The sequence below is a fragment of the Gemmata palustris genome, from assembly GCF_017939745.1.
In the GTDB taxonomy this organism is placed as follows: domain Bacteria; phylum Planctomycetota; class Planctomycetia; order Gemmatales; family Gemmataceae; genus Gemmata; species Gemmata palustris.
On record NZ_JAGKQQ010000001.1, the window covers coordinates 23,684 to 38,463 of the forward strand.

Genomic DNA, 14,780 nt, shown 5'->3' on the forward strand with positions numbered 1-14,780 from the left:
GCCGGGGTTCGCTCGGAGTGCAGCTATGCCCATCCTCTATCTGACCGAAGCCGACGTCGCGCGCGTTCTCACGATGGACCTCGCGCTCGACGCGGTGTCCGCGGCGTTCCGCAAACTCGCACTCGAAGAAGCCGTCAACAACCCGCGGCAGCGGTGCCAGACCGATCACGTGATGCTGCACGTGCTGCCGGCCGCGGCCAAGACGCTCGGCGCGCTCGGGTTCAAGGCGTACACCACATCAAAAATCGGCGCGAAGTTTCACGTCACCCTGTTCGACCCGAAGCAAGGCGGAATGACCGCGATCGTCGAGGCCGACCTACTCGGCCAGTTCCGCACCGGTGCCGCGAGCGGGGTCGCGACGAAGAAGCTCGCCCGTGCCGATTCCAGCACCGTCGGGCTGTTCGGTACGGGGAAGCAGGCCCGCACGCAACTGCTCGCCGTGTGCAAAGTGCGCCGCATCAAGAAGGCTTACGTTTACGGCCGGGATGCCGAGCGCCGAAAGGAGTTCGCGGCCCAACTCGCGCAGGAAACCGGGGTCGAGGTCGTCCCCGTCGAGAAGCCGGAGGAGGCCGCGAAGGGACTGGACATCGTTATCACCGCGACCGCCGCACGCGAACCCGTGTTATTCGGCGAATGGGTGAGCGAGGGCCAGCACTTGAACATCATTGGCTCGAACATCAACACCAAGACGGAGACCGATGTTGAAGTGTTTCGCCGCACGCGGCTCGTGAGCGTGGACAGCAAGGACCAAGCGAAAATGGAGGCGGGAGACTTCGTGGAACCGCTGAGGTTGGGCGTGCTCCAGTGGGGCAACGTGTTGGAACTCGCGCCTCTACTGGTCGGGCGCTACACGGGCCGCGAATCGCCCCAAGACGTGACGCTGTTCAAGTCGTTGGGGCTGGGCATTGAGGACATCGCGCTGGCCGTAAAGGTCGTCGAACTAGCGAAGCAACAGGGCTTGGGCAAGGAACTGCTTGTGTAACTGGTTTGTGATTTCTTGTAGGGTGGGTTAGGGCTCTACGTAGGGCCTTGACCCACCCTACATCACTCCCCCACAGCCTTTCCATCCAGGCGCTTATCCGCAGCTCCGGTCCGCAGACCCGTCTTGGGGTCGATCCAGATCGAGTGCCCATCGCCTTGTCGCGCTTCGGTGATGGTGTGGCCGAGTGCCTTCAGTTTCGTCACCAGTTCCGGGTGTGACTTCACGCCCTCGAACCGTGCGGCATCCGGGAACCACTGGTGGTGCAGGCGCGGCGCGCTCACGGCTTCATCGATGGGCATTCCGAACTCGGTCACGTTCAGCACGATGCACAGCACCGTGTTGATGATCGTGCGCCCGCCGGGACTACCGGTGATGAGCACCGGTTTGCCGTCCTTCAGCACGATGACCGGCGTCATGGACGAGAGCATCCGCTTGCCCGGGGCGATCTGGTTCGGCTTCGTGCCGATGTCGCCCTTCGTGCTCGTGAACCCCGGGCGCGTGTTGAAGTCGGTCATCTCGTTGTTGAGAATGTAACCCGCGCCGTGAACCACGACGCGGTTGCCGTAACTGTTTTCGAGCGTGTACGTGTTGCTCACCGCCAGCCCGTCTTTGTCGACGACCGAGAAGTGCGTGGTGCTGTCGCTCTGCTTGTCGAGTGGGATTTCCGGCGCGAGTTCCGCACTCGGGGTCGCTTTCTGGAGGTCGATCGTCGCCGCGAGTTTCTTCGCGTAGTCCTTGGTGGTGAGTTCGGCGGGGATCTTGGTGAAGTCCGGGTCGCCGAGGTGCCGCGCGCGGTCCGTGTAGGCGCGCTTCATGGCTTCGATCATGAGGTGCGAGGTTTCGGGTGCCCAGCGCCCCTGCTTCTTGAGGTCGAAGTTTTCGAGGATGTTGAGCATCTCGGCGATGGCCACCCCGCCCGAACTCGGAGGAGGAGGGCCGTACACATCGAACCCGCGGAACGTGGCGTGGATCGGCTTGCGCTCGTTCGCTTTGTAGGCTTCCAGGTCCGCCTTCGTGATGAGCCCGCCTTCGGCCTTCATCTCTTTTTCGAGCAGGTCCGCGAGTTCGCCCGTGTAGAACGCATCCGCGCCCTTCTCCGCGATCACACGCAGCGTGTGGCCGAGGTCTTTCAGCACGAGCTTATCGCCCCCGCGCCACTTCTCGCCGCCCGGCTTGCCGTAGACGCGCTTGAACTCCGCGTTCGTGGTCTTTGCGTCAGCGAGCACCTTGTTCAGTCCGCCCGCGAGGACCGCGTTCACGGTGAAGCCGTTCTCGGCGAGTTCCGCTGCCGGCAGCACGAGCGTTTTCCATTCGAGCTTGCCGTATTTCTTGTGAGCGAGTGCCAGCCCGCGCACCGTACCCGGCACGCCCGCGGCCTTATGGTTCAACCACGTCACCTTGCCGTCCGCGAACAGATCGGGCTTCGCGGCGACCGGGGACGTTTCGCGGTACTCGATGCACGTCGGGTCTTTACCGGCCGGCGCGATCATCATGAACCCGCCGCCGCCGATGTTACCGGCTTCGGGCCATGTCACGGCCATCGCGAACGCGGTCGCGACTGCGGCGTCCACCGCGTTGCCGCCGGCCTTCAGCACTTTCAGCCCCACATCGGCCGCGGGCGGCGATACGCACACCACCACGCCACCTTTTGACGTAACGGTTTCCGCTTTGGGCTGCGCGGTAGCGGTGAGAGGTTGGAGAAGAAGTAGCGCGAGGAGCAGAGCAGCGCGAATCATGGTGAGTTTGGTACCCGCGAGTGGTGGACGTGCAGGAGCACGGCGGGCCGGGGTTTTGCTCCCGGCCCGCTCGAACGAAGATCACCCCGCACGCAACGCGGCCGAACTTTCGACCCCGAGGTTCTGATAGATCTGGCGCGTCGCGTCGGACTTGTTGAGCGTGTAAAAGTGAATCCCGCGCACGTTGTTGTGTAGCAGGTCCGCGCACTGCTCGGTCGCCCAACTGATCCCCACGCGGGCCACCGCGTCGTCGTCCGCACACCGGCCGACCGCGCGAATCAGTTTGGCGGGGAAGTGCGCTCCGGCCGCCAGTTCCGCCATGCGGACCATGCCCGACTTCGACGTGATCGGCATGATCCCTGCGATGATCGGAACCTTGATCCCGGCCAGGTCGCAGCGCTCGCGGAAGTCGTAGAAGTCGCGGTTCTCGAAGAACAGTTGGGTGCAGATGTAGTCCGCGCCCGCGTCCACCTTGCGCTTCAGGTTGTCCATTTCCTGGAGCCGGTTCGGGCACCCGGGGTGCCCCTCCGGGAACCCCGCGACCCCGATCCCGAACCCGCGCCCGTTCGCCCCGGGCCGGGTGCGGAGGAACTTCACCAGTTCTTCTGCGTAGTGGAACGCATCCTTCGCGCGATCGTAGTTCGCGAGATTCTTGGGCGGGTCGCCGCTCAGCGCGAGCACGTTTTCGATCCCGCTGGTCGCGTAGCGGTCGAGGATGGCGGTCATTTCCGGCAGCGAGTGACACACGCAGGTGAGGTGCGACACCGCGGTGAGGTTGGTGTCGCGCTCGATGCGCACCACGAGGTCGTGCGTGCGGTCGCGCGTCGATCCGCCGGCCCCGTAGGTCACCGACACGAACGACGGCTGAAGCGATTGCAGCGCCGCGATCGTGCGGAACAGTTCCTCGCTCGCTTCATCGGTCTTCGGGGGGAAGAACTCGAAGCTGAACGTGGTGCGGTGCTGGGCGAAAATGTCCTGTATGTGCATGGCGTGTGCGCCGGTGTTCGCGTTGGTTTTGGAAGAGTCTTGTACGAGAAGTTTACCCAATTCGGCGGGCGGCGACAGGTGCAGTTACCCACGAGAGCGCCCGCCCGGGACAATCGAAACGCTACTTCAGAGGAAATAGCACCGGGAACTTCGGTACGCTGCCCGCGTTGAGTGTGAGTCGCACGCCGGTTGCCGGTTCGGTGCCCGGGGTGGTTTTCGTAAGGCGCGGTTCGCGCGTGAGGCGGTCGAACTGGAACGTGTTCGTCGGTCCGTTTTCCCAGAGCAGTTTCAGATCGCGCGCGCCGGCCTTGATCGGCAGTTCCGCACGCAAACTATCCCCGGCGCGGTAAGTGAGCTTGGTGGGGCCGTCCGGTAACAGTTGATACACGGTCGTTGTGCCGCGCATCACGCCCTTACCGACCGTAAACTTCGCGACGTCGGTCGCCTGGTTCGCGTGCGTGACGGTCACCGTGAATTGGCCGTTCGGGTCCACGCGGTCGAACGTGAGATCGAGTGGGACGGTTAGCTCGAAACCTTGCAAATCGAGCTCGAACACTTTCTTGTCGAGGTTGTGTAGGAACGCCGCGAGTTCCGCGACCGGGTCCGGAGCGTTCGGGTCCTGGAGGCGCGCCAGGAGGTGCAGCAGTTTGCCCCACTCGCGGAATTTCGGCTCGGTGAGTGATGCCCCGAGTGCCGTCCAGCCTTCTGCGGTGTCCTTCACCGCGAACAACTTGTGAACGTGCTTGGTGCCGGTTTCAAACGATTTCCGCAGGCGCGCGACGAGTTCCCCGCGCGCCGGGTCGGGGAAGTGTTGCGCGTCCCATTCCGGGAAGCCCTCGGTTTGTCGCGTGTAGGTCCGCACGAGCGCGGCCCAGCGCGTTGCCGCGAGCGCCGCGGAGTCCGCACCGTTGGGTTCCGGGAGCACGAGCACTGCTTCCGGGCGGTTCGGGGCAGAGATCAATCCGAGTGCGTCGGCGAGGTCGCGCAAGTGGATAATCTGATCGCGCGTTTGTTCCCAGTACCGGCGCGCCTTGTACGCTTCATCGAATTCATAAGGCACGCGGTACGTGATGGCTTCGCCACGCGGTTGAGTCACGGCGGGCGAGTTCGGAATCGGTGCGTTGAGAGGAAAGGGCGGCTTCTCGGCCGTCGCGAAGAGGGCGTCAATGTCTTTCAACCAGTTCTCGTCAAAGCTCCGTTTCAGCATGAGCACGGTGCCGTCGCGGTCGAAGGTACGGTACTTGTCCACGAACGCCGATTGAGCGGCTTCGAGCGCGGAGCAGTCTGAGAGCCACTTGTCGCGGAGTTGGGCCGCACTCGTTTCGCCCCAGGAGTATTCGGCGGGAAGGGCGAGTTCGGCTCGCAGTGATTCCTTGACTTTTGCAAGCTCGGGTAGGCTGCGTGCGGCGGCCGGGGCAATTGCGCCCGCGAGCTTTGTCCGGTACGCCTGGTAATCCTCGATCTCCTTCAACCGACTCGTCACGAACGCGCGCCGGTCTTCGGACAGGCGCGCGAACGCGCTGTCTCCCGCAAATCGGTTCAGCGCCTTTTTGTTGCGCTCGATGTGTTCGTCCGCGAGGCGGTCCGCGGCGGGGCGCTCCTGGCGCTCGTAGTCGTCGATTTTTGCCGCGAGGTCGGGACCGGTCGTTTCCGGCGGGAACAGCCCGATCGTTCCGAGCGTGAGGAGCAAGAACGTCAGCCCGGTGAGCGCGAGTCGCACCGTCCACCACAAGCGCCGGTCGGACCGGCGCACGCGGTCGTGGTGCGCCTTCGCCCCAGAAAAACAATCGCGGAACAGTTCGGCGACCTGGTACGGCTGGTCCCCCGGGGCGGGGTGCTCGGTGAGCGGCGGCCGACGAATGGCGACCGCGGACACGTCGAGTTCGACGCTGCCGAACGCCAAAAACGGCGACTCGCGCCCGTCTTCCGGGTCCGCGTCCTTCAGGTACTCCTCGAACGCCTTCCACGCATAATCCACGCGGTCTTTCACGCGCGCTTCCCACGTCTTCTGCGTATCGCCGGGCTGCGCGAGCCGGTCGCACTGCGTCAGAACGAGGAAAATCGGGAACCCGCCGACGGCGCGGCTATCGGTCTTCGCCCGCTCGACCGTCGTGAGGAACGCATCGAACTCGGCGAACGCTTCGGCCAGTTCCTCGCGCGTGCTCGATGCGTCCACGAGCAGCACAATGGCGTCGGTCTCCACCACGGCCCGCGCGAGCGGGCTGCCCGGCGCGCGCTGCGTGATCGGGGCCGGGTGGTCCATCAGGGCTTCGGCCGCCTTGCCGTCGCAGTCGTCGAGCACGACCGTGAGCGGTTCCATCAGTGCTTGCTTGCCGACGCGCCACGGGCGCAAGCGGATCGTGAAACTGGAGAGCTCGGTGTTCGCGGACTCGAGCTTTCCGCTGTACGCCGCCTCGCGGATGCGCGGCAAATCGACCGACGAGCTAACCACCTCACCCCGAAGCGTCTCGCCCTGCGTCTCGCCCGCTTGTAGCAGTGCGCCAATGAGCGCGGATTTACCCGATCCGCGGTGCCCGAACAGCAACACGCGGGGAACATCGAACGGAGGGGGATCGGGTGTCTCCATAAGTGCAGATTGTCGCGCTGAGGTGGTTTCGGAATCTTTGGCGAGCCGTCACGGTCCCCGACAACGAGCCGCGACCGCAAGGGAGCGGGAACAGTGGCTCCCAGATTGAATCGCGACCGCGAGGGCTCGGTTGTGCCTCCCGCTCCCTTGCGGTCGCGGCTCGTTGTCGGGGACCGTGACTCCCTTTGCGGCCGCGGTTCGTTCGATCGGTTATGGGGCGTCGCTCACTCGTAGCGGAAGCGCAACTTGGATTCTTGCACCCACGCGCTGAGTCGCTTCATCTCCGGGTGGCTGTTGGACAGCGGGTCTTTTGCGAACCGGAAGACGAGCGTCAGTTCGATTTTAGTGTTCGCGCGGCGGTCGGTGATCGCCTTCTTCAGCTCGTCGAACGTCTTCGGTGTGGCCTCGGAGTCGAGCACGTAGAACTTGCCGTCGCGGACGTCGGCCCCGCTGAGGATGGCCACCCGAACGTCCCCCGGCGTCGGCTTCGGGTCCGACGGCTTGGGTTCGACTTTTGGCAGTACGATCTTCGGATCGTCCTGCGGAGGGACGGGCGGCGTTGGCTGTTGTTTGCCTTTGTCTTCCGGTGCGGGCGTTCCCTTCCCGTCGCCCGGGGCTCCTCCCCCGCCGAGCAGCCCCCCGCCGCCATCACCGAACACGATGAGAGCAACAATGATGGCCAGAACGAGACCGCAGAGAAAGGAGCACAACTTCTTGAGCTGAACGGGAGCCTTGTGCGCGAACACCCAGCGGTCGAGTGCCCACGCGACCGCGCCGCCGACGAAGTAGCCGACGAGGAACCCGCCGCCGACGGCCAAGCACTTGATGACGTACCCGGCGAGTTTCTCGCTCAACCCGGACGCGAACCCGTCGGCGATCAGAGTTTCACACATGGCGGTTGTGCCTCGTCGTGCGGGGCTACTGGAACTCGTGCGGGATGTCGCGGAACCAGTGGTGGATTAGGTCTTCCTGAGTCTTCGTCGGGAACCCCAGCGAGTTTTCCGGGTAGAGGATCAGGAAGTAGAGGTCCTTCACCCCGCCGGCCTTGCTCGCCAGCGTCTTCTGGTGAATCAGGAACCGCTGGGCGTCGGCCTCGGTGCGAATCTCTTGCCGGTCCGGGTCGAAGTAGTAGAGCGTGCCGTCTTTGCGATCGGTGTGGAGCACTCGCACCACGAGCCGGTCTGTTACGCGAGCTTGTGCGAGCTTTTCCGTCCGCGCGAGGCGATCGCGGGCCTCGGCGAGTTGGCGCTGCAGCTCCTGCACGTTGTCGGGCAGCGGTTCTTTCGGTGGGGCCGGTTTGGTGTCCGTCGCTTCGGGCGCGGACCCGCCGCTGACGAACGGCATCAGCAGGAAGATGCAGAACAGCAGAATGAGGACGTCGATGAGGGGAATGAAGAACCGGGTGACGGCCCGGCGCGGCGGGGTAATCACAGTTTGGCCCCCGGCGCGCCGGGCGGTTCGGGGGGCGGCGCGATGCCGGCCAGTGAGCGGATCAGGTCGCGCCCGATGGCGACCACCCACACGGGCAAAATGTTGATGAACGCCATGTACAGCCCGCCGCCGGTCGCGGTGATCGCGGGGGCGTACTTGCGGATGATGTCCTGCGGGGTCGGGTTGGCGCCCGGGGTGATCGAACTGAACGTCTGGAGGATCGCCGCGACCGTCCCGATGAGCCCCAGCAGCGGGAACCACTCCGCGGCCTGGCACAAGTGGCCGAGCCAGCGATCGGCCTTGAGGTCGAAGTCCGTTTCCAGCCAGCGCATCGCGCGCCACGCCAGGAAGACCTGCGCCACGAACAGCGTGAACCCGACGCCGACGATGATCCAGTCGATGGGGGACGTCTCGACGCGCGCGAGGTAGTCGCGCCGCGCGTCGGCGGGCACCGCGACGAAGACGAGCGCCGCGGCCAGTACCGGCACCGCGGCGAACACCGCGGGGAGCACCTGATGAATCCAGAACCGGCGCACGGAACCTCCCTGCGTTGGCGAACGGCCGGGGGCGGCCGGTCCGTGAGTGGTGGGCCGTTATTCGGGCGTCGGTTCCACCGACGGCCCGGCTCCGAGTCTCTTGTCGCGGGCCGCGCCCCTGGTAACGAGCCGCGACCGCAAGGGAGCGGGAGGCACAACTGGTTCTTCGCGGTCGCGATTCAATCTGGGAGCCGCAGTCCCCGCTCCCTCGCGGTCGCGGCTCGTTCAACACGTTATCGCAATCACGAAACCGGGTCGGCTTCCCCCCGGCCTATTTCGTTTCAGACAACCACTGCGGCATCTCGCGGAGCTTCCCGTCGCGCCCCACGCACGCGAGCGTCGTCGCGCCCTCGGTAATGAGCGCGCCGTCGCGGAACACCTCGTACTTGTGCTCCAGCCGGACGGCGGAGGTGCGCGTCACGGTGGTGCGGATCGTCAGCACGTCGTCGTAGTGCGCAGGGCTCTTGAACTTCACCTCGGCCTTCGCGACGACCAGGAAGTACCCCTGGTCCTCCAGTTCCTTATACGATGCGTGCCGCCCGCGGAGCAACTCCGTTCGGGCCTGCTCGAAGTACACCAGGTAGTTCGCGTGGTGGAGCAGGCCCATTCGGTCCGTCTCGGCGTACCGCACGCGGATCTGGATCTCGCCGGTTAGCATCGTGCTCCCTCCGCGCTGCGCGATCGGCGCAAACACGTCTTTCTCGCGACACCGATCTTGAACCGCGCTATTTGATGAACCCGACGCGGTTCTTCCCCGCCTTGAAGCGAACGGGCGGCCAGCCGAGCTTCCAGTCGAAGGCCACGGGGTAGAACACGAACACGGCCTTGCCGAGCATCAGCCGGTCCGGGACGACGCCCCACTCGCGGCTGTCGGAGCTGTGGGCGCTGTTGTCGCCCATGCAGAAGTAGTGCCCGGGCTGCACGTAGAAGATGTCCGCTTCGTTGAAGTCGGCCGGGAGGGACTGCGTCCCGGGGGGCGACCACGTGTAGTAAATGTCGCGGTGGAGCGCGATGTGGCGGATCGCGGTCACTTGGCCCCGCGCCCCGATGTTTGCCGGGGCGTCGATGTCGTTGGCGCGGACCCACCCCTCTTTGTGGGTGTCGTCGCGGTCGTACTCCGTGTCTTTCAGTTGGGTCGGTTCGTAGTCGGCCTCGGGGCCGAAGTCGATCCGCTTCCCGTCCACCCACACCCACAACCGGGCGTCCACGTTCGCGAACCGGACCTTGTAGGTACCCGTGCTCACCTTACACGGCTTGCTGCCCAACTCGCCCGCTCTCGGCCCGGACCGGGTGAGCACCACCTTCCCGCCGCCGAACGTCGCCCGGAACCGGTCCGCGCCCTTCGACAGCTCGAGGGCGACTTCGGCCCCGGCCTGGAGTTCGACCTCGCACTCCAGGCTCAGATCGCCGACCCACGACTGCTCGTGGGCGCCGCTCGAGCGCCCGATGTTGTACCCGAGGAAGTTGTCGACGTAAGTCGCTTTCTGCTCGGCCAGCACCTTCGGGTCGGTCGCGGGGGTGTCGTCGATCTTGTTGGCGGGGGCCGTCTTCCACAGCGCCGACAGGTGCTGGTACCGAATCCAGTCGAGCGCGTCCCCGGTATGGCCGAACGCCCGGGGCGAGCGCGGGTCGTCCGCGCGCCACTGGGCCGCGCCTTCGGGGGCGGCTTGCCACCGGGACTTCACCGGTCCGCCTAACTCGGTCGGTTGTTTGTCGTTGTCCCAGACGATGCGGAGGTCGGCGAGCATCTGCTCTTCGCCCTTGCGCACGATTTGGAACCCGCCCGGCACGGCGCCCGTGAACCCGGCGGCGCGGGACGCGGCGAACAGTGATGTCGCCTTCGTGCTGTTCCGGTAGCGGTACTCGGGCTTCCACAAATCGACCGGGTCGTCCGGTCGGGCGAACGCGGGGTCGTCGTCCGGGTACGTGAGCGAGGACGTCACGAACAGGTCGCCGCGGTGAACGGCGAGCGTCTCGCCGCCGAAGCCCATTGCCCGTTTGATGTAGTTCTGGGCCGTCTGCTGCGTTTGCGGAGCCTGTGGGTACTTGAACACGACCACGTCGCCGCGCCGCGGGGAGCGAATGTGGTACAGCGGCTTGAGCACGAGCACGCGGTCGCCGCTGTTGTTATCGGGGCGCGGGTTGAGGTCGGAAATCAGCCCGTAGTGCCGGCAGTTCGGGCACACGTACCGGGTGAGCGGGACGATCTCTTTCTTCCCGTTCGGGTTGTTCTGCGGCGCGACCCCCTCGACCTCGTCGTGCGAGTTGATCGGGAATGCGTGCCCGCACTTCGGGCAGGTGATGACCTTCTGGTAGCCGTAGAGCGTTTCCGCCATCGATCCCGTGGGGATGACGAACGCTTCCGTGACGAACAGCTTCAGTAGGAGCACCAGGACCACGACGAACACGACCGTCTCCACGACCTCGCGGGCCGGGTCGCGCGGCAACTTCTTCTTGTCGTCGGTCGCGTGCTGGGCGGAAGCGCTGGACATTCGGACCTCACTTCGGGCAGCGTCCGGGCGGGAGCCGGCGATACTGAGTGTTCGCCCGGTCCGAACCGAAATTCTATGGCGACGGCCGGCGGAACCGCTATTGATCCCACCGGTTCGAGTTCAGTGACGAGAACCAATCTGGTCGGTCGGCCCGTAGCGCGGGTCAGTGCAGCCACCGCAGGCGGGACCAGTCGAGCGTTTGGAAGACGCGCTCGCGCCCGCCGACCGACACCCGGCCGAGCCGGAGCGGTTGGTGAATGAGGAATGGTTTACCGATGAAGGCGCTTTCCGGCACGCCCGGGGTCGGCCATTTCCGGCTGTCCTCGGAGTTCCCGCTGTTGTCCCCGAGGACGTAGTATTCGTGCGGGCCGAGCACCGCCGGGTGCCGGGTGCCGTGCTCGCCGTAGTCCGACATGTAGTGGATGTCGCGGTACAGTTTGATGTCGCGGACCACGACGCGGCACCCGCGGGCGCCGAAGCGCACCGGGCGGGACACGTCCCCGCGCTTGGGCGCCGGTTCCAGGTCCGCGGGCGGCACGACCACGCGGCCGTCCAGTGCGAGGGTCGCCCGGCGGTCCACGAAGGCGAACTCGAGGTGGTACTTCCGCCCTTTTTCGAGCGCAACCCCGCTCACGTTCCCCAACCCGCCGTGGTACTCGTGAACGAGCACCGCGCGCCCCGTCGCTTTCGGCCCCACGGCGATTTCGGCCGTAACTCCATCGGCGCCGTCGGCGAGCCGGCACTCGAAGCTGGCCTCGCCCGCGCTCCCCACCGTGGCAGTTACTTCGACTTCGCACGTCACGTAGAAGTCGTGTGCGGCGGGGAGATCGTTGGGCCGGCGGGGTGTACCGTCGTAGGCGTTCCACACGCGAACCGGGTTCTCACGGCGCTCGTCGAGGTGCCAGTGCCGGTACCACGCCGTGAGCGTCGATTGCGGCGCATCAGACGCATCCAGCACGAGCGCGTAGTTTTCGATCACCGGGGGCGTGGTCGGGTCCGGCCCCGTGCCCATTGGCAAGCGCGGGTCGCCGGAGCTGACGAGCCAGCGGCTCCCCCAACCGCCGGGGTTCGGGGCGAAGTTCATGTCGAAGACCGGCACCACCGTTTCGCGCACCTCGGCGAGCCCCTTTCGGGCGATTTCGCCGTGAGCGGATGTGTCGCCCGCGCGCTTCAAGTACACGTCGCCGTCCCGGATGAGGATCGTTTCGCCGGGCAGCCCGATGAGGCGCTTCACATACGGTTTCCCGAACTCCGTCGGGTTCGGGTTCGGGCACCGGAACACGACCATTTCCCACCGGCGCGGCGCGCGCAGGTCGTAGATGTTCTTGTCCACGAGGAGCCGGTCGCCGCTGAGGTCGCGTGCGTCCACCAGTGACACGTCGCGGTCGCAGTTCGGGCAGGTCACTTTCCTGAAGTGCTCGGTGGCGCTCCCCGTACCGGGGCGCCCGACGCGGACCGTGTACCCGCACCGCGGGCACAGCCCGTCGCGGTGGTGGCCGCTGAGCGCGGGGGCCATGCTGCCGGTCGGCACGCCGAACGGTTCCACCGCGATCGTGCGCAACACGAGAAACAGACCGACGAACCCCGCCACCACGACGATCAGCGCGCGGAAGGGGCTCGTGTTTCGTGCGGTGTGAGCGGTTTTTGGGGGCTGAGTGACGGGGGCGACTTCGGGCGCGCCGGCAGCGGGGACCGGGACCTCTGCGGCGGTGACTTCACTCACCGGCGCGGGTTCTTCCGGCGGAAGGTCCATCGCGACGGGTAGCGGGGTGTCGGTGTGATCCATGTCGCGTCTTGGCGGTAACCGCACACCGAGAGGACGGTCGTAGTTGGTTTCCTGCCCCGAGCGGGCCTCATTTCAAAGACCGGCACCAAATCAAAGCACCCGCGTAGCGACCTGTGTTCTTGCCCTCTCCCCTTGCGGGAGAGGGTGGCGAGGCTTTGCGAGCCGGGTGAGGGGTTGCTTCCACGCACAAGGGGCTTACCCCTCACCCCGCCGCGAAGCGCGGCGACCCTCTCCCGCAAGGGGAGAGGGCAAAGCGAAACAAGGCTCTGGTCATAACGATCGGCCCCAGCAACTTCGGGGATCACTCTTCCGATTCGAGCACCGCCAGGAACGCTTCCTGCGGTACTTCCACTTGCCCGATCTGCTTCATGCGCTTCTTGCCCTCGGCCTGCTTCGCCCAGAGCTTGCGCTTCCGCGTGATGTCGCCGCCGTAGCACTTCGCGGTCACGTTCTTGCGCATCGCGGCAATATTCTCGCGTGCGACCACCCGCGCGCCGATCGCGGCCTGGAGCGAGACTTCAAAGAGGTGCCGGTCGATCTCCTCGCGCAGCTTCTTGAGAATGAGCCGCCCGCGGCGCTCGGCGCTCGTCCGGTGGACGATGACCGAGAGCGCGTCCACCTTCTGCCCGTGAACGAGGATGTCCATCTTCACGAGGTCCGCGGACTTGAAGCCCAGGATCTCGTAGTCCATCGTGCCGTACCCGTGGGTGACGGACTTCAACTTGTCGTACAGGTCGTAAATGACTTCCGCGAGCGGCATTTCGTACACGAGGATGACGCGCTGCTGGCTCAGGTATTCGGTGCGGACGAACGTTCCGCGGCGCTCCGTACACATGCCCATCAGGGTGCCGATGTTCCCCGCCGGGATCAGGAAGCTGATGCGGACGATGGGCTCGCGGAACTCGTCGATCAGACCCGCGTCGGGGACCTCCTGCGGCCCGTGGACCGTGACGATCTCGCCGTCGCGCTTCTTGATCTCGAACGATACGTTCGGCGCGGTCTGGACGAGGTTCAAGTTGCTGTCCTGCTCCAGACGCTGCTGGATGATCTCGCGGTGGAGCATCCCGAGGAACCCGCAGCGGAACCCGAACCCCAGCCCGTCGGACACTTCCGGCTGGAACGTGAACGAGCTGTCATTCAACTTCAGCTTGCCGAGCGCTTCTCGCAGGTCTTCAAACTCGTTGTTGTTGACCGGGAACAGCCCGGAGTACACCATCGGCTTCGGCTCTTTGTACCCCGCGAGCGGTTCGGCCGTCGGGTTCGCGGCGTCGGTCACCGTGTCGCCGATGTTCACGTTCTCGATGTTCTTAATGTTGGCCGTGAAGAACCCGACCTGCCCCGCGGAGAGCTCGTCGCACTTCTGCATTTCGGGCCGGAACTGGCCCATCTCGGTAATGACGTACTCGCGCCCCGTGCGCATCAGCTTGACGCGCTGGCCCGGCTTGAGCAGCCCGTCCATCATGCGGATGTAGACGACGACGCCCTTGTAGGTGTCGAAGTGGCTGTTGTAAATGAGCGCCTTCACGGGCGCGGTCGGGTCGCCGGGTGGCGGGGGGACGCGCTCCACGATCGCCGCGAGCATGTCCTCGATTCCGATCCCGGCCTTCCCGCTGACGCGGAGCACGTCCTCCGGGTCGACCATCAGCGCCTGTTCCATCTCGCCGATGACGAAGTCCGGGCGCGCGTGCGGCAGGTCGATCTTGTTCAGCGTGGGGAGAATTTTGAGCCCGCCGTCCATCGCGAGGAAGGCGTTCGCCACCGTTTGGGCCTGCACCCCCTGGAACGCATCGACGAGGAGGATCGCGCCCTCGCACGCGGCGAGGCTGCGGCTCACTTCGTAGTTGAAGTCGACGTGGCCGGGCGTGTCGATCAGGTTCAGCTCGTAGCGCGTGCCGTTCAGCGTGTAGTAAACCGTGACCGGGTGCATGCGGATGGTGATGCCGCGCGAGCGCTCCAGGTCCATGCTGTCGAGGGTCTGCGCCTTGATGTCGCGCTCGGAGATGGTGCCGGTTTTCAGTAGGAACTGGTCGGCCAGCGTGCTCTTGCCGTGGTCGATGTGTGCGATGATGCAGAAATTGCGGATGATCGCGGTCGGCGTCGGCATTCTGCAGTGCTCACGGGGAAAGCGGTCGGTCGGGCTCGTCCCGGCCGCCCGATCAATCCCCCATATCCTAGCACTACCGACCGGCGCTGAATAGTCCGCGTACCCGGCACCGGCCGCGCTATTATTCCTTATCCCTTCC

At 65.5% G+C, this 14,780-nt stretch carries 11 protein-coding genes; 1 reads left to right on the forward strand and 10 read right to left on the reverse strand.

Annotated features, from left to right (window positions below):
* The first annotated feature begins 25 nt into the window (after positions 1–25).
* Positions 26–982, forward strand: coding sequence for an ornithine cyclodeaminase family protein (locus tag J8F10_RS00115; RefSeq protein ID WP_210651413.1), 957 nt, complete (start codon positions 26–28; stop codon positions 980–982).
* A gap of 62 nt (positions 983–1,044) precedes the next feature.
* On the opposite strand, the gene ggt is transcribed toward J8F10_RS00115, so the two are convergent.
* The 10 genes from ggt to lepA form a co-directional block, all read right to left on the reverse strand.
* Positions 1,045–2,718 carry a gamma-glutamyltransferase gene (gene ggt, locus J8F10_RS00120; RefSeq protein WP_210651418.1) on the reverse strand — a complete coding sequence of 558 codons (1,674 nt, stop codon included), beginning with the start codon at positions 2,716–2,718 and terminating at the stop codon, positions 1,045–1,047.
* A gap of 81 nt (positions 2,719–2,799) precedes the next feature.
* Positions 2,800–3,705, reverse strand: coding sequence for a methylenetetrahydrofolate reductase [NAD(P)H] (metF, locus tag J8F10_RS00125; protein WP_210651419.1), 906 nt, complete (start codon positions 3,703–3,705; stop codon positions 2,800–2,802).
* 121 nt (positions 3,706–3,826) lie between these two features.
* A complete protein-coding gene (locus tag J8F10_RS00130; protein ID WP_210651420.1) occupies positions 3,827–6,292 on the reverse strand; it encodes a hypothetical protein in 2,466 nt (821 codons plus the stop codon).
* A gap of 224 nt (positions 6,293–6,516) precedes the next feature.
* On the reverse strand, positions 6,517–7,185 hold the full coding sequence (locus J8F10_RS00135; protein WP_210651423.1) for a hypothetical protein: 669 nt from the start codon (positions 7,183–7,185) through the stop codon (positions 6,517–6,519).
* A gap of 25 nt (positions 7,186–7,210) precedes the next feature.
* Entirely contained in the window at positions 7,211–7,723 is a 513-nt protein-coding gene (locus J8F10_RS00140) for a hypothetical protein (protein WP_210651425.1), read from the reverse strand.
* Complete coding sequence (locus J8F10_RS00145; RefSeq protein ID WP_210651434.1) at positions 7,720–8,259, reverse strand: MotA/TolQ/ExbB proton channel family protein; 540 nt, start codon at positions 8,257–8,259, stop codon at positions 7,720–7,722. The genes J8F10_RS00140 and J8F10_RS00145 overlap by 4 nt, the downstream gene beginning before the upstream one ends.
* Positions 8,260–8,530: 271 nt before the next feature.
* The gene (locus tag J8F10_RS00150) at positions 8,531–8,953 is read right to left on the reverse strand and encodes an acyl-CoA thioesterase (RefSeq protein ID WP_315854047.1); all 423 of its coding nucleotides are present in this window, start codon (positions 8,951–8,953) and stop codon (positions 8,531–8,533) included.
* A 31-nt stretch (positions 8,954–8,984) separates the two neighbouring features.
* Entirely contained in the window at positions 8,985–10,751 is a 1,767-nt protein-coding gene (locus J8F10_RS00155) for a S26 family signal peptidase (protein ID WP_210651436.1), read from the reverse strand.
* Positions 10,752–10,914: 163 nt separating this feature from the next.
* The gene (locus tag J8F10_RS00160) at positions 10,915–12,537 is read right to left on the reverse strand and encodes a S26 family signal peptidase (RefSeq protein WP_210651438.1); all 1,623 of its coding nucleotides are present in this window, start codon (positions 12,535–12,537) and stop codon (positions 10,915–10,917) included.
* Between the two features lie 301 nt (positions 12,538–12,838).
* The gene (gene lepA / locus J8F10_RS00165; RefSeq protein ID WP_210651442.1) at positions 12,839–14,641 is read right to left on the reverse strand and encodes a translation elongation factor 4; all 1,803 of its coding nucleotides are present in this window, start codon (positions 14,639–14,641) and stop codon (positions 12,839–12,841) included.
* Positions 14,642–14,780 lie beyond the last annotated feature (139 nt).

What these genes read in the sequence shown, in the direction of transcription:
- J8F10_RS00135 (WP_210651423.1), bottom strand. Translation starts at nt 7,185, where the DNA reads ATGTGTGAAACTCTGATCGCCGACGGGTTCGCGTCCGGGTTGAGCGAG.
- lepA (WP_210651442.1), bottom strand. Translation starts at nt 14,641, where the DNA reads ATGCCGACGCCGACCGCGATCATCCGCAATTTCTGCATCATCGCACAC.
- metF (WP_210651419.1), bottom strand. Translation starts at nt 3,705, where the DNA reads ATGCACATACAGGACATTTTCGCCCAGCACCGCACCACGTTCAGCTTC.
- J8F10_RS00155 (WP_210651436.1), bottom strand. Translation starts at nt 10,751, where the DNA reads ATGTCCAGCGCTTCCGCCCAGCACGCGACCGACGACAAGAAGAAGTTG.
- J8F10_RS00130 (WP_210651420.1), bottom strand. Translation starts at nt 6,292, where the DNA reads ATGGAGACACCCGATCCCCCTCCGTTCGATGTTCCCCGCGTGTTGCTG.
- J8F10_RS00160 (WP_210651438.1), bottom strand. Translation starts at nt 12,537, where the DNA reads ATGGATCACACCGACACCCCGCTACCCGTCGCGATGGACCTTCCGCCG.
- ggt (WP_210651418.1), bottom strand. Translation starts at nt 2,718, where the DNA reads ATGATTCGCGCTGCTCTGCTCCTCGCGCTACTTCTTCTCCAACCTCTC.
- J8F10_RS00115 (WP_210651413.1), top strand. Translation starts at nt 26, where the DNA reads ATGCCCATCCTCTATCTGACCGAAGCCGACGTCGCGCGCGTTCTCACG.